The following is a 20,789-nucleotide window of genomic DNA, read 5'->3' as shown; positions in this document are numbered from 1 at the left end:
CATGGAAAATAATTGGAAAACAAAACTGTTTTCATATAATCCCCCTTCACTTCATGATTATCAATTTAATTTCAAGCAATCAAAAAAAATTGATTTTTATTATAAAAATTAAAAATATTAACTTTTTTGTATTTTTTTCTTGAAATTAAATCTAAAATCAGGCATAAAACTGCACGTGTTAATTGTATATTGCCGGATTAGCACAGTGGTAGTGCAGCGGTTTTGTAAACCGAAGGTCGGGGGTTCAAATCCCTCATCCGGCACCACAAACATAACAAAATCGATATGTGAAAATTTAATATAGTGTGATCAATTATAATTCACCTAACAATTTATTATAGAAATAAGTTATTATTTCAACGTGTAAAAAATTATTGATCAATATAAACAGCCAATAATTTTGTATATCTTTTATTCGCTACCAAATTTAATAATAATCAATAAGCATTGTATAATTGATTAATCATAATTTACAATTATATTTACATGTTTTGTGAACATTTTATCCATTGTTCAAGACAATATTCTATCAAAAAATTATAATTTCATTTAACATGAATTAGAATTATTATTTATTCAAATAAATATATATTTATTCTTTATTATTGTCATAAAAATTAATTATTATTAAGTAATAAATATAACGATATATAAATTATTGACTATTAGTATTGATATTCACAATTAATTTTGCTAGATTGATTTAGGTAAGGTAAAAAAGGCCTTTATTTCTAAATAAAAATTATTTAAAACCTTTTGAAATTTTTAGTTAGATGTTGTGTCAATAATAAAGGAGGTAATTCTTTTTTTACCTTACCTTATTGATTATATACATTTTATATAAAAAAATCTATAAAAATCATACATAAAATAATTATTTTTAAATTATTAATCTAATAATTTCTTTTATATTATTTAATTAATATTACATATTTTATGTTTTATATTCATAGATTATTTTTGATCTATTTTAACAGTTTATGGCTTATTGAAAATGGTCATAATTCTTCAAATTACTTTACTAAATTGATACTATAGTATTTTTTATGATACTGAGCCATTGCTACAGTAATTCCTTAATTCAAATATAAAATACGACATATTGCCACAACAAAAAATGATTACCTATTAATATATCAGGTTTCGGTAATCCCTAACTATCTAAATTAAAATTTTCTGCAATGTATATTAATACATATATTAAAGATTGGCGTTTAGCATTGTTTAAAAAAATATTGCAAATGTCATAATAAGTTGCTGCTTCCATCTGACAAATACTTAATGCTGGTCCATTACCCATTTGTTTTAAATAAGTAAAATTACCTGAATATCCTTCAACCAAACAATTACTCATAACCTAATGATTATCAGTGCGTTATTTCCAAAGACCAAAATAATTTAAAATTGACATAACAACACAATATTTAAGGTGATTTAAACAAATACCCCCCGTTGTTTTTAATATAAAAATTTACCTTTAAAAATAAAAAAAGCCCATCATTAAGGTGGGCATAAAATTATTATAAAATTTTAATGTATGATTTTATAAAATATAATCATAATTAATTGATTGTCTAAAAATCTGACAAAGCGACACGTTTCCATTTGTTTGTAGAAACACATACATAATGATAATTTGCATCATCTGTAAACTCTCCTGTTGTACAAGACGCTGATGATGAAGATGGTGTTGACAATAAACCAATAAATCTTCGTGATGAAATGGAACCCCTAGCAGTAAATTGATCACTTTCCATACTATTTGCCTTAACCGTGCCATTAAATCTATAATTATTACCATATCTATTATTTGTAAAATAGAAAGTGTTTGATTCCAATAAGTTACCAAAATCATCTCTATTATCACCATCCCGATTATAAAACATATCAATCATGTTATTGTTCGTATCAGGGCTATTAGTTACGAAACGTAAAATATTGTTTTTATGATTAAGCTGAAGAAAATTAGTATTAATACTATTGTTATTAGATTGACCAGTTACCGATAAATTTTTATTTATAAAAACATTAGCATCCTTGTCTACAACCAATCCTAATTTAGCTTTATCTCCATAACCAGAACCTAATCCTATACCACCTATATAACCCAACGGATCAAAAAATATCTGACCTAAAACAGCACACTCTTTATTCTCGTTACAAGTTGGTGATTGATTCCAGGCTAGGTTCTGAAGGGGATCAGTAGAATTTTGCTTCGTTAAACCCAAATGCAATGAATTATTTCGCTTGTTATCTACATTACCATCATTAGACATAAATGTCATAAGTTGGTATGAAGCCTGATTGGTTTTTATTTGTCCCAAACCAGATATGCTCATAACATCATTAATATTTTGCAGATAGGGAGATGCTCCTAACATAGTCCATTTATACAAAAAGAAACCTGCATCAGTTTCAAGAGACTTACCACCATATGGCCAAATACCATCAATTTTCAACCCCAATGGCATATGATTGAATCCAGCCATACGCAACATATAGCTTCCTTGAGCCAATGGGTGTCCACCTCCGGAAAAGACCATGGTAAGTCCACGCACAGATGCTTGTCCATCATGATCTTGATTCATAGGAAAATCCCATTCATTATCAAATTCACGGGTAATTGAATCAGGACTTTTATTGAATGATTGTTGAGTGTAAAGATTAAAATTCTTTTGAACCATTCCTAAAAACAGGGCGGGTTTTTGATAGCGATGATAATTACTATTATAAATATAATTTATATTATTTATTTGTTCCGGTCTTACAACTGCAGGAATATTAACTTTATCAAAACAATCTGGTCGATTACCAATATGCAATCTCTTTTGTAGTTCCTCATTATCATTTAACTGGTTTTTTGTTAAACAAGCATAGGAAAGTTTATAATCCAGCTGATCATTAACATTTAAGCCTGGAGATTTTAAATTGGGATCATCATTAAGCGGATGCTTGTTATTCTTCCATTTTACCAAGTCACCAGCTAAACCTGGATAACTAAAAGATCTCATAAATATCTTGGTTACTTTATTTTGTCTTATGGCGAGATCTTTTTCTTCATCTGTTTTTGTTTTATCTGCTTGAATAGCGTCAATATTGGCTTGATTTAAAACAGTATCGCCAAACCCATCAGCATATCCATAATAATAACCGGGCATGTCTGTATTACCACTGTCTTCATTGGTTCCATTTTCAACACTGGCCATCCCATTGGCGATATTGGTCCATACAGCCATACGCGCGTGCGTAAGATTTCTTTCTTTTTCTGATAAAGATGGATAAATTGCCGCATATTGAGAACCATTATCATCTTCAGAAAAATCAATAGCATATGCTGTACCATCAGAAGCATAATATATAATTTCTAATTTTTTATCTGGAGTTAAAATATCCTTCAAAGCATAACCATCATTAATATTTACTTCTGTCGTATTGTTTGAAGGGTTATAAAAACCGGGGGTAACTTTTACAGAATTAGATATTTTCCCTGCATTGTTTACAAAATTGATACCCCTCAATTCACAACGTGATCTGCTTTCACCCAACCCACATCCAAAGGTTCCTTTGATAACAAATTTTGTTGCACCAGCCGGAACATTCGATATTACCGAATATTCATTACCTTTAACAATATATGAACCATCGCTATTTTTAACCAATGTATTCCCGCCTATTGAATCCATAGGAGAATTATCCATTGTTCGCATATCCATATTAATACCATCAGTCACTCCAGAACCGCTACGATGGTATGCTTGTGGACCGCTCATATTTGTAAATTGATAGCAAGACCCACCTTGATCTCCTTGTCCGGTATTTTGGCAGGTAGCTTTTATTCCAACTACAGAATTGCGACTACGCCCTCCAACCATTAACGTATTTGGTTTAATATTTCCCCAATCATACCCTGGTTGACTCAAAAATATTAAATTGGCATTATTTCTATCATCATTATACGGATCAACTGGTTCAATCCCCCCTGGAATTGGTTTATTTAATACATGTCCATTAATCTCAATACCACCAGCTTTAACCGTTCCATTGAATCGGTAATTATTACCATATTTATTATTCGTGAAATAAAATGTATTCCCCTCTAATGGATTACCAAAATCATCCTTATTATCACCATCCAGATTATAAAACATATCAATCATGTTATTGTTGGTATCAGGACTGTTGGTAATAAAACGCAAACGATCACCATGTCTTGGGAGTTCAAAATGTTCACTGTTGAACGATGAAGCCTTGACTGTCCCGTTAAATCGGTAATTATTGCCGTATTTATTATTCGTGAAATAAAATGTATTCCCCTCTAATGGATTACCAAAATCATCCTTATTATCACCATCCGCATTATAAAACATATCAATCTCATTATTATTAGTATCAGGACTGTTGGTAATAAAACGTAAACGATCATTTTTTTTATTTAACTGAATAAAATTACTATTTATTGAATTATTATTTATTCTATCATTATTTATATTGGCCGTTATTTCTCCATTCTTGTTTAAACCAGCCACTCCATTGGCTACATTTATTTGAGATTTAGCCACATAATCTTCTGCATATGTAATATGAGAAAAATTTATAATAGGGGAAGATACAACCCCCAGCATTAAAAGAAATTTTAAATTCATTTTTTTGACTTTGTAATATATTAATAAATAATTTTTTGTGATGTTATTATTTTGTAATGTTTAAAATTTTACATAAAATAAATGCTAGAAATTAAATAATTTCAAACATTTACTGTAAAATCTCTACACATTCAATATATTATTATTTAAGAATGATACATTCAATATTAATTTTATTTAAGAAATAATTTTAATAAATTAATATTTTTTACACAAAATTTTTATAATAACACATATCATCCGTATAATCATACTTAATGGAATAGATATAGCTATTACAGGAATAACCCATGGATCATGTAATCTAATCCATTCAACATTATTTTGCCACCACCATTTAATTAATTCATAAATTGTATTCATAAACCTGCTCTACTCCTGACAATATACGTGCCAGAGCGTATAGGTTAATCAAAGCAAATATTCCCTAGGCAAATAAACAAAAATGCGATTGTGATCCATAAACAAAATTGTTTAATGTTTCCCAAATAAACATGGTTGATGCAAAAAAAGCTGCAGTGGCCCGTCCCAACAGGCTTTCATATGATAAAGCCGCAAATTGGACAAATCCTATAAAAATAAATAAACTATACCAAACTTGGTTGGATATAATTTTTAAATAACCCTGGATAAAAAATGGATGAAAAATTTCATTTTCCGGTATTATAATCACATAAATACCAGCACTTAAAAGTAAGATCGCACTCCACCATTCTGCAAACCAATGTTCATGATGATAAAGAGATCTATATAATTTTCTTTTCATCATTTTTTCCTGATATTTGCGTGTTTTTTTTAGGAAATTTAAAAGATGCCAGAAAATTGATAAATGACCATAATTTATGTAATCTATTCTTGTTATCTGGCTCTTTCCAAAATCTAGTAATCAATGTGCATAACGTTACATTAAACGTAAGTAAGACTATCAAGTTGAAAGTTACATTGCCCGGTAAAATATTCATGAAATATTGCAATGCTTGTGATAAAAAATCGGTTGCAACCATTTGCTCAAACCTTGAAAATTTTGATAATCACCTTTTCAGGTGATTATTGAATAAAATTAAGCTTTCAACTTGCTTCTAACATTTCTTGCTGACATAAAGGTCCAACAAATAACGAAGGATCTAGCTATTAATTTAAAAAAGATTATCAGCAATCAGAAATTTCGAATTAGAATTGATAAAAAACAATTTAATATTATAAATATCTTATCTGGCAAATAACCCGGAATTCTATCGAGGATAATATGCAAGTTATTCAGATTGACATATAATGCTTCACTACCCTTTTTGTTTTTAAATTGTTATTAATTGTTTTTATCACCCAATACATAATAATATAAAAGATTTATAATTTTATATTAAATTTAATGTAGTTCTAACTTTATTTAATCCTAAAGGAAACGATGAAAATTCCTGAATTTGTGAAGACCAATAACCTAACAATTTTATTCTGTCCCCCTTTTTTACAATTCTTTTCAATTGACCTTTAATATTATTAGTCACAATAACGGGTTCTGGTTCAACAACTATCTCCTTAAAATTTATCATTTCATCAATAACATTTATCGAACCTTGATAGAAAAATGAAATGGAAGGATTTATTAATTTTCCACCTCTTAAGGCTAATTCCGCTACTGATTTTCTACTGCCACCTATTGTAATATAAAAAATCTTACTATTATCACTTTTACCCTCAGTTATTTTTTTCACGTTACTGTCATAATAGATTATATCACGATCAAATAACGAAATTGGAAATTTCGTTTCGTTTATATCATAAAAACAATCATTTTCAGAAATTGATTTTATATCATAAGAAACTTCTCCTGAAGAGATATAATAATTATTACTTGATCGACTTGTTGTAGAATCAATTAGAGTGTATCCATAAATTTCAGAATTTTTTATTACGCAATTTTTTTCCAGATACAATCCCGTGCCATATTGATAAGTTCTAAAAATAATTATATTATCTAAGACCGCTCCATTTTTTAATCTTATCTCATTCCAATTGACTAAATTTAAAGGTTCATTTCCTCTGTATATCTCGTCACCGTTATCAACACGATAAACATTAACCAAGACAGGATATCCTTCTTTATCAAGAACAATATTTTCAGAGCTATCTTTCACTTCCTCAACATCTATTACTAAATTGTTGTTGGTTGAGTCTCCTAAATACATCAATGTTTTATTGGAAATAAATCTTTGTTTACTATGTTCCTTAACCCATGAAATTATTTCACCTGTATCCATTGCATTATTATATAAACATTTACTTTTATCTTCAAATAACCAGTAAGATGGATGAGATACTGGACTACCTTCTGACAATAATGGAACAATTGGACAAATAAATTCAGCGTTATTGTAACCTTTTAATCCTATAGGATACCCATCAGTTCCAAACCAAAAAGAATTATCTCCCGAGGAATAATCCTTTGTACTTGTACACGTTTTGCTTGTTGAACAAAATTTAGCTTTCACTTCTCCCACAACTATCAAGGTATCTTTTAAAGATATTGCATTATTATACAATTCAACCATGCTACTTGAATACGTGTTATGATATGATTTACCCCTTGATATCACATTTCTATAAAATATATTCGAATATGAAATTTTTGCATTTTCCTCAATGACCAAAACATATGGTTCTTGTCTTTCATTATTTACATTCGTTAATAAACTGATCCCTGACACTTCGGTACCGGATGATATTGTCACATCTACATCAATCAAAATTACTGGCCCTGCGTAAGCTTCCACAATTTCTTCTGTAAAAACGTAATCATTATTAATAGCTTTTTTTAAATACTTATTAGAAATTGTATCAAACCAGGCAATTTTACCTTTATTGATACCTTGCTTGATTTTAACAGTCTTCCAATTGCCTGAATCTATAATTGGATATTCACGTTTAAGAAAAAAGGATTTTAAATCTGTTTTATTATCCACCTTTATTTGATTATCTTTTGTTTCTTCAGAAACTAAGTCTAAATTTTCTTTAAGAGGTTTAATGTAAGAAGTGATTTCCTGCTGATCAACCACTTCTATAATTTCATTAACTTTATTCAGCTCATTGTTGATTACCATATCAATGTTAAAAAAAGTTTCCGCTTCTACTATAGGAACATATTTTTTTCCTGATATGTCACCAAAAGCAATATCATAATTAATATCCAAAATCCCGTCTTCAGGAACGACCCATTCACCAGTTTCTTTATCGAAACACTTAATCCCGTTTCCATCAATTCTACTATTTTTATCAAAAAGAGGTGTCCAATTATCAATTGCTTTCTCACGATCAGATCCAATTGCAACACATTTAACATCTAAATCATTATTTTCTTTTTTTTCTTGATAAATATTTGTAAATGTTGAAAAGGATACATTATTTAAAACTTTATCGACGACTTTACCCAAAGAGGCATCCTGATGGGATGGAGTTGGGACCTTTATGGTATAATCCAACATTTCAGCGGATAATTTACCCGCGCCATCTGTTCCGACCTTTCCGCCATCTGACTGAATTGACTTGACGTTGAGTTCAGTTGATCCGTCATTCGTATAGCTGTCCCCCTTTTCTCCCTTGGGAATGGAGAACTCGAGCACGGCGGTATTTTCTGATCCTGAATTGCGAACGGATGCCTGGACATCCGGATCTGTGGTGGTCACGGTTCCTATACGTATGGTAGCTGCGGCCCCCTCTTTTCCGATCGGGCCCACATCCCCCTTCTCCCCTTTTGGAATGCTGAACTGCAGGATCGCGTCATGTTCATCGCCAATATTTTTGATGGTTGCCGCCTCATCGGGTCTTAAAGGCCGCACCTGCTCAACAGCCCTGACAGTTGCCGCTTTTCCCTGGGGTCCCGCAACTTTTCCTAAAGGCCCGCCCCAGGTCTTGTCATTGGTGTATATATAGGCGCTGGCCTCACCAGTCTTTTCATCAAGATAAAGATATTGATCCCCCGCTCTTGGCATACCACGGGGATCATTAAGACCAATTGTCGCATCAGGCAAGTTATGACCACTATACCAGCGTGAGCCATCATCCCCTTTTGCACCTTTCTCACCCTGCAACCCCTGCAATCCCTGCGGGCCGGTATCACCACGTGGACCCCTGATGCTGCCAAGACTGACCCAATCCCAGCTATCTCCATGCGGAATGGTGCGCTTGACCTCCCAGCTCGTCGTGTTGATCCATACAACATTCGGGTTTAGGGGGGCGCTTCCCTGATCCGGATCCTGCTGGCTGGTGATGATGCGGGTTCCATCAAAACCGTCCCTGCCGTCCTTGCCTGCTTCCCCTTTCTCTCCCTGAATGCCCTGCAGTCCCTGCGGGCCAGTATCACCCTGCAATCCCTGCGGGCCAATACCACCACGTGGACCCCTGATGCTGCCAAGACTGACCCAATCCCAGCTATCTCCATGCGGAATGGTGCGCTTGACCTCCCAGCTCGTCGTGTTGATCCATACAACATTCGGGTTTAGGGGGGCGCTTCCCTGATCCGGATCCTGCTGGCTGGTGATGATGCGGGTTCCATCAAAACCGTCCCTGCCGTCCTTGCCTGCTTCCCCTTTCTCTCCCTGAATGCCCTGCAGTCCCTGCGGGCCAGTATCACCCTGCAATCCCTGCGGGCCAATACCACCTTGTTTACCTTGAAGGTTTCCAACCTTTTGCCAATTCGTGCCATTGAAAACAAACAGATCATTGGAAGCTGTATTCAGGAAACTATCCCCGACCCTATAGCTTGAAGAGGTTACAGGATCCTCCTGGGCAAAAAACCATAGAGAACCTCTCTCTCCCTGATCCCCTTTCAGATTGGCCAGCCTGACCCATTGATTATCATTAAATGTGAACAGGTTGCTGTTGGTAATATTGAAATAGAGATCACTCTTTTTATAAACCTCATTGTAAACGGGATCCACAGTACCAGTATATATGATACTGCCAGCCTCCCCCTTCAAATTCCCAGACTTGTGCCAGCTATATGCATCCCCGCCCCGGGAAACAGTTTCAAACAAATCTCCTGTGACATCATTGAGCCAGACAATATTTTCCTTGGCATCACGGGCAACAGGATCACGATTGGACAACAGAATTTGCGTGCCTGCCTTCCCCTGTATCCCCTGTATGCCTTGCCTACCTTCAGGAATGGTAAAATCAAGAACAGCGTTATGCTCATCACCCCTGTTCTCAACAGCAGCATCACTCCCTGCCGCACCTGTCACAACATTTCCAATCTTTACCGTCGCGGCCTGGCCCCGCTCACCCTGAGGCCCAACCTGACCACGGGGCAAGGTGAAATCCAGAACGGCATCCACCTCGGTTCCCGAATTGACAATCTTTGGATCCCCATCAGGTTCTGTAGGCAGAACCTTGCCAACCGTAACCGTTGCGGCACATCCTTGAGGACCCTGGGGACCCGTATCCCCCAATACATAATTGCCAGCCTCGCCACTGCCCATGATTCCTTCCGGCATAATTGGCAATGTCACAACAAACTCACGTTCCTCATTTGCACGTGTGGTTACCAAAAAACGAATACCGGTTTTGGTATTCATTGTCCCTCCACTGATACGTGCCCTAAAGGTCTGCCCAGATACCGTAATCCGGTCAACACTAAGTGTCTCATCTGAAGGTTGGGCACTTACACAGCTGATTGCATCAGAGGGAGAAAGGCGATTGACCATTGAAAACTGGTAATAGACACTTTCCAATGGTGATTTACATTGCAAATCAATCTCACGATGTCCCAAACATCCAGCTGGAACGATAATAATTCGACTGCCTTGATCACAGTTCATTTTTTAATCCTTATTGATTACTGAAATTTATATGTAAAATTAATTTATTATTTCCATCTTTATTATTCACATACCTGTTTAACGGAACCCTTCATTAAAAAACCTCCGTTAATCCAAGGGCTTCCATCTCCTGGATCCTGGGTGGGAAGCATCGCAAACACCTCTTTTAATGCACTGCTTAATCCCTGCGGGGAAACCGTACCAAATCGTGATACATCCCCGCTGGCCAGACAGACAAACCCCTCATTCAGCCATAGGGAACGGCCATCTGCCGGATCTGTCCTGGACATTGACTGAACAGCCTTCTCCAATAAATATAAAGCTGCCCCTGAACTAAACTCTTCAACCCTGGCACGATAAAATTGCGTCTGTTCCCCATCCTTGCGAATAACCAACAGCTCATCTTGCAACCCTATTTCATTCGTAGAATTTAACATAGTCACCTGATCTGATGCCACGATTGTTTCCTGCTCGCAAAACTCCAGGTTGCAGACACCCTCACACTGACAATCGCTCTTTCTGTTACTCATCCCTATTCCTTCCCCTTAGATACATATAAAAAAACCGTTATCATCAAGAAGATAACGGTCAATAAGCTTTATTCCATTCAATGGCGGTCGTATGTCAGGCGGTCTTGTCCGGGAAGACATACTTATGAACCTCTCCTCCCTCCGCTCTGTTGCGGCATGTCCAAAAGTGGACAAAATCATCTCCTGGATTACGCTCCTGCCCCGGTCTGTCTGCGCTGTATAGGTCAGACAATAAGAATGACTAGCCCGGCCACCAGAAATAAACGCCGTTAAAAACCTGTCATGCGCAAAAACACTCTCCACCCTCAATCCCAGGCCATGCACTAAAACCGTCCCGGATACAACCCTTTCCCCATCAGACAAACGATGAAAAAAATCAACGCTGTAATCCTGATAAGATGTGACGTTCTTCGGGGGAAATACAGACAGTTCCCTCTTCGGGCGTCTCAATGCCTGGTATACACAATAGCTGTTCAAAAAAAACGTTCGCATTAAATACATCGCTAACCATCCATGTCTATTTGAAAATATATAAAATATTTAAGAAAAGTCCAAATCTAAGCTTGTTTTCAAACCTTGGGGATAATAAAAAGTTTCCACAGGTTGAGAACCTTTCATCCGGTAAGCTACAGGACGCATTTGTGCAGATTGATAATTACGTATACGTTTAAAAAATGCTTCAGCATTTGCTTCATAGCGTTCATATGAATGCCCATTTAATGTTTCAGTATCAGATGATAATCTAGTAAAATCAACGGTTAAAGTCGTCGTAGCTGGACCTAAACAAATAAATTTTCCTTCTGTTACAAGATTACCATTTTCATCAGCTGTATGACATCTAGTAAATTTAATCGTATTACTTGCACCTTCCCAACCCCCATATAATTGATTTAAAATATCTAAATTAACAAAACTACAACCATTAAAAACGTAACTTAAAAAAGGATGAAAAGGAGATCCATCCTGATGATTACCTAATTGTGTACCTCTTTGAACGACAAATTCAAAATGTTCAAAAACTACAGAAGCTCCAAGATCTCCTCTAATATAACCATGAATAGTCATATTACTAACATTATCAACTCCAACAGGAATATGAATAATAGGTTTTTTCATTATGGAAAAATGCCAAATCCCCTCTTCACTGTGAGAAGAGACTAGATCATGCTTTAATTGATCAATCAAGGCTCCTGTTTCATCATTATAATTACCAAATTTATCCCTTTCATCTTGTCCCCATGGAACAAAGTTTAAATTTCGATGACCAATATCCCATCCATTTGCCAACAATCCAGGCAAATTCATGGTATTATCCTGCATTAAGGTATATTCATCTTGATACCACAAATAGATAGTTGCTGTCCCACCATTAGGCACAGCATTAATAGCATCTTGCACCGTTCTAAATGGAAAATCTGGTGTACCTAAGAATTTAACCTCATTTGTCGAAGGTCTTACATAAACATTAGCTAATGGCCCTGCAACTTTAGTAGTAATTCTAAAAGTATCGCTATCCAAGAAAGAAATATTATCGGAATTATCAGAAAGTATGGATAAAACAGCCCAATTATTTCCAGGTTTATCATAGTTAACCCAGTAATCACTAGTTATCTTTCCTGTGTCTGGATCAATTGAATTACCATCCATCATATTTATATAAAATACATAAATAAAACGTTGCGATCTCAAAACTGATCCAAGGGCATATCCTCCTACTTTATTCGACCATTCCTGATTGAAAAAGGCTAATCCCCCTCCTTGTGTCCATTGTATAGCTTCTGTAATTTTATATAAAATTCCATTATGATCCTGTCCCCAGGGCGGAACTCCTCCCTGTAAGACTGATTTCATTGTTTGTGGTGGGAAACCCGTTTCTATATCAGCACGTCCATTTTGATAATCAGCCCCAGTATCTTCGATATTAAAGCGATCACCATATTCTGCCCATTTAGAGGAGAAAAGCTTTCCAGGTCTTTGAATAGACATTTTTTGTCCTTTAATATTTATTTGTTAATTATTTAGGCTGAATATCAACCTTCAACGAGACCCCAGCCGGTTTGAACAATAAACCTGCATTCATGATAATAGCCACTTCATCAGTACTAGGCAGCCAATTTAAAATAAGAGTTATCGACATATCAAAATTATCTCGAACATATATTTCATGATTATTTTTTTTCCCATTTTCATTGTATCCAAAAATATACATCAAAATAAAATTGAGATCTGACGTATTGTAATTACTCACGTTCGCATGAGCTTTTGCGAAAATTAACTTTTTAAAGTTTTTATCTGTAAATGTGATTTCACCCTCTAACTCTTGGTAATCACGAAACATACCCCAAGCCGTACGACGATCTTCTATTGAAGATAAGGAGTCATTAAAACCTGTTAAATCGTGATACGGACGTGCCAATAATAAAGTTTCCTCATTAAATCCCCAAAAGAAACCCGTAAGGGTTTTTACAGTACGATTAACACCAACCACCTGACCCCAAATATCTAGTCCTTTACCTGTGGCAGTATTCAAATCCCAAATATTTTCATAAAAATCCCTAAAAAAAACACAGATTTTCATCGCCTCACTAAAGGATCTTATTAACGCAAGTAAACGGGGTGAATTAGCATATTGCGCAATAACTGTTTCATGATAATCAAGACATAAAGGGGGGTTATTTTCATCAAAAAATACCGATTCATCCATTAAACACTACCTCTACATCATCTTTATTCAATGTAGGCATTTCATCAATATTCATTTGAACCAACGAAAAACTGGCAATTTCTCGTCCAATAAATAAGGTTATGATGCTGATCCAACTCCCCAATCTCTGCACAGGTGCATAAAAACTGGATGCTAGAATTTCACTTCCAATTCTAGGTTTTTTCGATCCATCATTACCTGTAAAAGCTTTTATAATTGCCGTTTTTATTTGATCAACCGCATTTTTTGGTAAGAACTGTGGTCTTGCTAAAGTAATTTTTAACCTGATCGGAATTCTTTTTGCATTAGCGTAACAAATAGTATATGTCGGAGGTGTTGAATATAACCCACTCTGGTCCTGAATGACGACTATTTGATCACCATTCATATCACAACCCGGTGGTTTTTTCTTCCATATAGTTTGTGCAATTAATTGTTTACTCCAATCATCATCTGGTGCAGAGACACAAACAAAAAGACTATGCGGTTTTAAAAAAACACCGTTTTTATTAACACCTCCTCCCGAATCATTATCAATAACATAAACATCTTCACAAACACTGCTACCATTGCCATTTTTTAAATTCAGTAAAGCTGCCATAATACTATCCACACTATTTACAGAATTTAAGGCGACGGACTGTCGCCGCCTTTGTTCAAACTGTGCTTGGCTTTCAACATTATTACCAATGATACCTTCTGTAGGATTATCAACATTATCCCACCCGGGAATAAGCTGATACATTTGTAAACTATGCGCTGGACAATTGATTGGACCTTTTTGCAAACAAACAAAATTTACAGCTACTGTGCCATCTTCACCAATTATATAATTTTGATCCGCTTCATATAAATTTCCATCACCATCCTGCACTTTAGTTCCTGCCGAAATCATGACATCTTTTTGACCTCGACAGATACCGGTAACAGTAGTCGCTTTGGCTTTTATACGTTCAATAAAATAAATCCGACCAATACCATCTTGCATTCGACCCGTAGCATAAGATGGATCAACCTGATTTACATAATATGCCAATAAACGGTTACGATCTGAAATTATCGCGGCCATAGAGGTTGCAAGTTGGCCCTGTGGGGTTGATAATAAAAATTCATTTTGATTATTGAAGAACTTTAATTGATTATTAAAGGCATTCTGAAAATCTTCAATAACGCCTGCAAGAATATCCTGCTCTTCAGGCAATATGATACCTGTATTACCCCATTCTTTGTCATGGTCTGATGTGGATTGTCCCCCCCATTTTAATGAAGGGATGTTCGTGTCGACATCTTTAACAATCGGTAAATTTCTCAGCTGAACTGGTGAGATATTTCTTGCATTAATATTGTCATCGTCAGAAAACGACATTTAATTGTTCCCCGCTCTTTGTATCAATGATTAAATAAATGTTTCCATGCAAGGCCCTTTGTTTATCAACATACAAATCCATGTCAGCACGGATAACACCATCAACATTTTCAGCACGATCCAATAAAATATTCTTAATTAATCCCCAATTTGGATTAACCCCCAATATTTTAGCAAAATATGGTGTTCCCTGGTTCACATCATACCATCCCTCACCCTCTTCCAATTTTATTTCGTTAGCAACCTGTTGAGCAATGGCAAACCCATCATTTACAGTTGCTATATTTCCATTTCTATCAACCAGCAAATCCCAATCCTCAGTTAATAATAATTCCATTTTCAACCTCAAAAAAAACCACTCAAAAGAGTGGTTAATAAAGTTATTGATATTTCAAATTAATTTTTTAATAGAATATGATTTATGATAATTAATAATAAAAAATAACCTTTTGAATATATTAAAAATTTTAAATCTAATTTTTAGGTTGGGTAGTATCTTGGCCCTTATTACCATTTCCATGAACATGTTCAAGAAAAGAAATTCCATCAATAACAGTATCTCCTGTCGTTTGAGCGGCACCTGTAATTAAAGTGTTCCCTATAATTGAAGTCTCACCAATAATGGATGTTTCTCCCAAAATATTGACCTGACCATTTATATTGACATTACCTTCTATATTAATATCCGAAGCTTTGATATGAAGTTTATCATCTTTTATTTTTACATCAGTACCATTAGATAAAAATATTTCTACGTCCTGATCCCTTATATTCACGAAAGTAGTGGGGGATTGTTTTGACGCAGGCGCAATGGCCATCTCCAGATTACCATCAGTGATTTTTAACCATGTTCTTGGTTCTTCATTTAAAAGGGATCCTATATAAATGGCATCTGATATAGAATGTTTACGATAACTTGCCGGAATATGTTTTTTACGACTAGAAACAACATTTGAAATATCCCTAGCAGCAAAAACAACAATGCCCTTATCACCTATTTGAGGATCAATAATGATTCCATAATCTCCAGCCTGTTGTCTTGCATAAGGAATATTACTGATTTGCGCATGATCTACTGCCTTTCCTTCATTATCCAACATTGCGAGCATCGGAATTACATCAAGAAGCCGTTTTTCGGTATCAACAGATAATACTTGTACCGGCATAGCAGTAAAAACACGACTGATTGCATTATCCATCATAGTCCATAACGTATTAAGAACGCTATTTCCTTTGTTGGGATTCATCATTAGCCAATATGTCCTTTTTTATCTTTTTTAGAAAAATCTTTTTGCAATTCAATATTTGTAAACCATGGCCCATCAGGTGTATAACAGGATAATTCATGTTTTAATGAAACCATATATCGCCATACTCCATTAACATTTTTAATATATTCTGATTTAAGAGCTATTTCCTCTCCAAATCGAATTGAATGATTAAATATACTTCGAACAATGATACCTCTATCTGAATAGGCAGGATAACCGATCATTCCATTATTGACAGAAATATTCCTGGAAGAAATTTCTACAGCTTCTATCTTATCATTATTACTATCATTAGTTTCTAGTCTACGTTCATAATCATTTAATGTCATATTTTCAGGAAAGATTTTGCAAATCTGATCCTGAAATGTAAAACGGGTTTTCGTATCTCTTGTACATAATCGAATTTGTTCAATTAAATCATCATGATAATTGGGATTGTTTAAAACGGCATTAACACCATAATTTTTAAAACTCAATCTTCCTATCCCATTAGAATAGGGTAGAGATGCATTATATTTATCAATAATTGTTTGCACAACAGTTGCGACAGGTGTTTTATTTTTGAATGAAATGGATTTAGCTGGAGTCAGATTTAATCCTGCTGCAACCATTGCATTCACATGGAAAGCAAGATCAGGTGCACTGCCATAATCTGCATAAGCAACTGTTATACCGCCTTCAAATATTTTATTATATATAATTTTTTTATCGGAACTGTTTTCCAGACTTGCATATATGATCAAATAATTGCCAAACCCATTTGACTCTTTTTTATATTGACCCAATGTTGATAATTGATTGATCCAATGCTCATCCATATTATAAATCGTGCATTGACATTCTGGAAGACTCTCCCCTCCCTGATAATTAATAGAAACTTTCGCTTTAAGATGTTCAACCGAAAGGATTAATTTTCCATCTGCAAATGTTTTTTGTCGTTTATTTTCATCCACTCCCATTACAAATTCAAATTTTAAATAACGTTTATGAAAGGTAGTAAAAGTAGGACGATGACCAATAACAGTAATTTTCTCTTCATAGGATGATAGCATTATATACCTATCCCATCATCAATTCCACTTTCGAGATAATAAAGCAAATAACGATTACCAAAATCTTTATAAGATGGATGATTAAATCCTTGCTGATCAACAAACATTAAATCTCCAGGAAATTCAAGATAAGCAGAACGAATTAATCGAACCCGATCCAAACATAAAATTCCTGTTAATAATGGTACTGCACCATAATAAACATCAAGGAACACACCAACATTTCCTCTATCCAACAGGCGAAAACGATAATCCATTCCCTCAAGAGTAAGAATAAACTGCTGAGCCTCAATAGGTGAAATCTGTATAAGTTGCATTTCGTATTATTACCTATCAATCTTACTAATAAGGTTTTTGGCTTTTGTTAGCCGCTTGTTTCTGATTACCATTTAAAGCATGAGGTTGAGTTGTTCCCTGACTCACACTGTCGTTAGAATAGGCTAGCGCATTTTTAATGGTAATATTCTTTGGTGTGGATATAATTTCCTGAAAATCAATTAAGTATCGTACAAGTTGAAAACCTTTTGATGAATTTCGTTCAACAGAATGAGCAGTTATTTTAACATTGTTAATCAAACGTTCCGCTGTATGCAAAATATATACATTTGTGGAATTTTCAGCATGTTCCAAAGCATCCTCAAATAATTTCCGTTGTTTTTGAGTTCCTGTTGAAACATAAGTGACTTGTCCCGTTCTGGGTTGCTCTACCAGATTATATGCGACAACTTTTCCACCTTCGACAGGTGCAGTTGAAGTTTTATATTCTTTTTTATACTTTAAATAAATAACCCCTGCCTCGGCTACATTATTGCCCATAGAAAAACTTAATGTTTTATTTAAGATTTTTATTTCATTTTTTTTTAATCCGGTTTCATAAAATGGATTTCCATTTTTATCGAAAAAACCGAATTTGGAATCTGTATTAACCAATTGATTTAATAGCTTCCACCCAGCACTCTGGGCATAAGAGGACAAAATATTATCAGCCCCTATTTTTATAGCCATAACATCCTCCAATATCGAGGCCCTTTTAAATTAGAACCAACAAATAAATTATTTAAATTTAAAAGAATATTTATAAATATTATAAAATTATCTTGGATAAATAAAAATTAAGATTATATTTTTTCGTTTTTTAATAAGTAAATTTTCAACAATTAATAGCTTTGTAAGATTGTACCGCGTTAGAAAATGGAAAACTAAGGCTCAATTGCTGTTTTACCTGTTGTGCTATCATCATGGGATCAGCACTTGAGGGTTGTACAATAATGTTAATTCGATATTGTTGATTATTATTAGTCATGCAATTCATTATCTTATTAAAAGAAGGATTAACCTTATTTATTTGTCCATCATTTGCCAGTAGTTTACTCATTTGAACATTATCATTACCTGATGATAAAGAATGTTTTTGTGAATTACCAATCGTACCTTGATAGGCTTTATATGCTTCGATTCCAACAGCTGTACCACCCACACCCGCCGCGATGGTATTGCCTGACTGATTAACCTTAGAAGAAGCGAGTATTGGTTTTTTCAAAGAAGGAGATGCAGCCTTACTATCTTTACTTGTCATGTAGTTATACAAACTATACAAATCATAACCTAATGACACCGCATCAAAAGCCCACCCAGCAGGCCCAGCAAATAAACCTGCTATTTTAGGTAATATATGACGTGCACCAAAAGCTGCAACTTTTCCCATCATGCGACCAGCATTACCAAAATGAGGAATCTTAGTTACAACATGATCTAACTCATCCCCAACAGCCTTTACTCCTCCAGTTAATCCGAATATTCCCGGAATTTTCAAAGCTGTATGACCAATACTCCCTTTAACGGAACCAGTTCCCTTTTTGACAGCACTTATACCAGAAACTTTATTCCATATTTTACCTAATCCACTAGTTTTTTTACCTATAGCACCAATTTCAGGTATTTTAGAAATAAATTTGTCAACTTTACTACCATTCTTCAGTAAGGATTTGGCAATATTTGCCAATCCTGAACCACCCTTTCCTAAAACTCCTTTAAATGTCGCAATTGTTGCTACAAAACTTATAACCGCGGTAAAAACAGTTTTTAATAGATCAATCTTATCATTAACATCATTTGTAATAGCTATCTTTGATTTTGCAGAAGCGATTGTATCTCCATGCCTTTTTAATAAATCACTTTCCAAATTCGATTTATTTATAACGTAACCGGCGGATTTTTCAGCTGCTAATAAGTTATTTTGATTTTTAATATTATCTAATTTTGCACTAGCGTTTGACGCTTCTGATAAAATTTGATTGGTTTCGTTATTTCCTTCTAAATTAGAATTTTTTTGTTCTTCTAAAAATATATTTTGATATCCATGGGTTTGAACTCTTTTTGATTTGGCATCAATAATATCATGTTCAGGCGCAGTCAATTGATCATAAATATGAACATTGTCATGAGCCAATTTTCTAGCAATAATATTTGCACGATCCGGATTAACTTTTTGTAAAGCGGCTAAAGCCTTACGAATATTTTCCAAGCGCTCAAGTGCAGTAAAATTATGCCCCTTGTCATCACCCCTTTGTAAAACTCGCTGACTGGGAGCTACCTTATCTAATTCTTGTAATTCTGGATAATTAAGTAAACTATTTGTTTTATTGGTGGAAATGGCAGAATTTATATTCGCCATTTCTTTATAAAACATCAAACTTTCAGATTTATTCGCCCCATAACGATTACCAACATTCACAGCTTGATAAACATCCGATACAGATGAATTTGTCATGCTAGCCATTTGTTGCATTGCACTATTATCATCTGTAATATTACTTATGTCCCTTATCGTCAAGAAACGATCTGCCAGTTCGGAAATTGCCCCCTTAAAACTATCAAAAGAATTTTCTAATTTGCTTACCGCAGCAAGAAATGATTCTCCCTTTCCATCATGATCAGACTTTTCATATAATGAATTTTTCAAAATATCTAAATCATCAAGTTTATCGAGCTTTCCTAATTTAGACAAATTATTCAACTGATTTAAGTTATCAAGTTTTTCATTCGCAGAATTTTGATTATCAATTATGATTTGTAAATTTGTTGAAAGGATTGATGAAGATTCCGGATTATCTGATGAATGTGTAGAAAAAGCTAAAGAAAATTTTTCTAATGCCTGATCCATCTTTGCAACTGAATCCAACAAGGATTGTTGTACCTGATTATCTGGTTGATTAGAATTATCCATACCTATTTTTCCTTAAATTATAGCAATGGCTATAGAACTTCATCAAGTTCACTCTTCCGTTTAATGTATTCGGAAGCTATCATTTCATTATATTGATTAATTAAAATTATTTCTAAAAATTGGTACAAATCTCGCACGCTATAAACAGATTGCAATTCTTTTAGCGTAGCAAAACCTGAAGTAA

General features: G+C 34.4%; 14 protein-coding genes and 1 tRNA gene. 1 reads left to right on the top strand and 14 read right to left on the bottom strand.

Annotation, left to right across the window (positions count from 1 at the left end):
• The first annotated feature begins 191 nt into the window (after positions 1-191).
• Positions 192-266 (top strand) — tRNA-Thr (locus tag D9V35_RS02405).
• A 1,308-nt stretch (positions 267-1,574) separates the two neighbouring features.
• Here the strand turns inward: D9V35_RS02405 and D9V35_RS02395 are convergent.
• From D9V35_RS02395 to D9V35_RS02325, 14 genes are all read right to left on the bottom strand, one after another.
• On the bottom strand, positions 1,575-4,643 hold the full coding sequence (locus tag D9V35_RS02395) for a hypothetical protein (RefSeq protein WP_122123200.1): 3,069 nt from the start codon (positions 4,641-4,643) through the stop codon (positions 1,575-1,577).
• 427 nt (positions 4,644-5,070) lie between these two features.
• On the bottom strand, positions 5,071-5,409 hold the full coding sequence (locus D9V35_RS02390) for a hypothetical protein (protein WP_122123198.1): 339 nt from the start codon (positions 5,407-5,409) through the stop codon (positions 5,071-5,073).
• A 589-nt stretch (positions 5,410-5,998) separates the two neighbouring features.
• Positions 5,999-10,456, bottom strand: coding sequence for a phage fiber-tail adaptor protein (locus tag D9V35_RS02380; RefSeq protein ID WP_122123193.1), 4,458 nt, complete (start codon positions 10,454-10,456; stop codon positions 5,999-6,001).
• Between the two features lie 62 nt (positions 10,457-10,518).
• On the bottom strand, positions 10,519-10,986 hold the full coding sequence (locus D9V35_RS02375) for a hypothetical protein (RefSeq protein ID WP_162988508.1): 468 nt from the start codon (positions 10,984-10,986) through the stop codon (positions 10,519-10,521).
• A gap of 15 nt (positions 10,987-11,001) precedes the next feature.
• Positions 11,002-11,478, bottom strand: a complete 477-nt coding sequence (locus D9V35_RS02370; RefSeq protein WP_162988507.1) for a phage fiber-tail adaptor protein — start codon at positions 11,476-11,478, stop codon at positions 11,002-11,004.
• Positions 11,479-11,526: 48 nt separating this feature from the next.
• Positions 11,527-12,972 carry a hypothetical protein gene (locus D9V35_RS02365; RefSeq protein ID WP_122122865.1) on the bottom strand — a complete coding sequence of 482 codons (1,446 nt, stop codon included), beginning with the start codon at positions 12,970-12,972 and terminating at the stop codon, positions 11,527-11,529.
• A gap of 28 nt (positions 12,973-13,000) precedes the next feature.
• Positions 13,001-13,690, bottom strand: coding sequence for a DUF2612 domain-containing protein (locus tag D9V35_RS02360; protein ID WP_122123191.1), 690 nt, complete (start codon positions 13,688-13,690; stop codon positions 13,001-13,003).
• Positions 13,683-15,056, bottom strand: coding sequence for a baseplate J/gp47 family protein (locus tag D9V35_RS02355; protein ID WP_122123189.1), 1,374 nt, complete (start codon positions 15,054-15,056; stop codon positions 13,683-13,685). Before D9V35_RS02355 ends, D9V35_RS02360 begins: the two co-directional genes overlap by 8 nt.
• On the bottom strand, positions 15,043-15,393 hold the full coding sequence (locus D9V35_RS02350; RefSeq protein WP_110439490.1) for a hypothetical protein: 351 nt from the start codon (positions 15,391-15,393) through the stop codon (positions 15,043-15,045). Before D9V35_RS02350 ends, D9V35_RS02355 begins: the two co-directional genes overlap by 14 nt.
• A 136-nt stretch (positions 15,394-15,529) precedes the next feature.
• Entirely contained in the window at positions 15,530-16,306 is a 777-nt protein-coding gene (locus D9V35_RS02345; RefSeq protein WP_122123187.1) for a Gp138 family membrane-puncturing spike protein, read from the bottom strand.
• Positions 16,306-17,379: a hypothetical protein gene (locus D9V35_RS02340; RefSeq protein WP_122123185.1), complete on the bottom strand. Its 1,074-nt coding sequence runs from the start codon at positions 17,377-17,379 to the stop codon at positions 16,306-16,308. Before D9V35_RS02340 ends, D9V35_RS02345 begins: the two co-directional genes overlap by 1 nt.
• Positions 17,379-17,696, bottom strand: coding sequence for a phage baseplate plug family protein (locus D9V35_RS02335; RefSeq protein ID WP_110439487.1), 318 nt, complete (start codon positions 17,694-17,696; stop codon positions 17,379-17,381). The genes D9V35_RS02340 and D9V35_RS02335 overlap by 1 nt, the downstream gene beginning before the upstream one ends.
• Before the next feature lie 25 nt (positions 17,697-17,721).
• Positions 17,722-18,384, bottom strand: a complete 663-nt coding sequence (locus tag D9V35_RS02330) for a phage baseplate protein (RefSeq protein ID WP_122123183.1) — start codon at positions 18,382-18,384, stop codon at positions 17,722-17,724.
• 145 nt (positions 18,385-18,529) lie between these two features.
• Positions 18,530-20,605 (bottom strand): hypothetical protein, encoded by a 2,076-nt coding sequence (locus D9V35_RS02325; protein ID WP_122123181.1) that lies wholly within the window; start codon positions 20,603-20,605, stop codon positions 18,530-18,532.
• Positions 20,606-20,789: the final 184 nt, after the last annotated feature.

The sequence above is a fragment of the Commensalibacter melissae genome (assembly GCF_003691365.1).
Lineage (GTDB): Bacteria > Pseudomonadota > Alphaproteobacteria > Acetobacterales > Acetobacteraceae > Commensalibacter > Commensalibacter melissae.
The sequence above is the reverse complement of the archived record's forward strand: the minus strand, read 5'-3'. Positions and strand labels throughout refer to the sequence as shown.

Coding starts and splice junctions, on each gene's coding strand:
- D9V35_RS02355 (WP_122123189.1), bottom strand. CDS start 15,056: ATGTCGTTTTCTGACGATGACAATATTAATGCAAGAAATATCTCACCA.
- D9V35_RS02350 (WP_110439490.1), bottom strand. CDS start 15,393: ATGGAATTATTATTAACTGAGGATTGGGATTTGCTGGTTGATAGAAAT.
- D9V35_RS02365 (WP_122122865.1), bottom strand. CDS start 12,972: ATGTCTATTCAAAGACCTGGAAAGCTTTTCTCCTCTAAATGGGCAGAA.
- D9V35_RS02340 (WP_122123185.1), bottom strand. CDS start 17,379: ATGCTATCATCCTATGAAGAGAAAATTACTGTTATTGGTCATCGTCCT.
- D9V35_RS02395 (WP_122123200.1), bottom strand. CDS start 4,643: ATGAATTTAAAATTTCTTTTAATGCTGGGGGTTGTATCTTCCCCTATT.
- D9V35_RS02360 (WP_122123191.1), bottom strand. CDS start 13,690: ATGGATGAATCGGTATTTTTTGATGAAAATAACCCCCCTTTATGTCTT.
- D9V35_RS02375 (WP_162988508.1), bottom strand. CDS start 10,986: ATGAGTAACAGAAAGAGCGATTGTCAGTGTGAGGGTGTCTGCAACCTG.
- D9V35_RS02345 (WP_122123187.1), bottom strand. CDS start 16,306: ATGATGAATCCCAACAAAGGAAATAGCGTTCTTAATACGTTATGGACT.
- D9V35_RS02330 (WP_122123183.1), bottom strand. CDS start 18,384: ATGGCTATAAAAATAGGGGCTGATAATATTTTGTCCTCTTATGCCCAG.
- D9V35_RS02335 (WP_110439487.1), bottom strand. CDS start 17,696: ATGCAACTTATACAGATTTCACCTATTGAGGCTCAGCAGTTTATTCTT.
- D9V35_RS02325 (WP_122123181.1), bottom strand. CDS start 20,605: ATGGATAATTCTAATCAACCAGATAATCAGGTACAACAATCCTTGTTG.
- D9V35_RS02380 (WP_122123193.1), bottom strand. CDS start 10,456: ATGAACTGTGATCAAGGCAGTCGAATTATTATCGTTCCAGCTGGATGT.
- D9V35_RS02370 (WP_162988507.1), bottom strand. CDS start 11,478: ATGCGAACGTTTTTTTTGAACAGCTATTGTGTATACCAGGCATTGAGA.
- D9V35_RS02390 (WP_122123198.1), bottom strand. CDS start 5,409: ATGAAAAGAAAATTATATAGATCTCTTTATCATCATGAACATTGGTTT.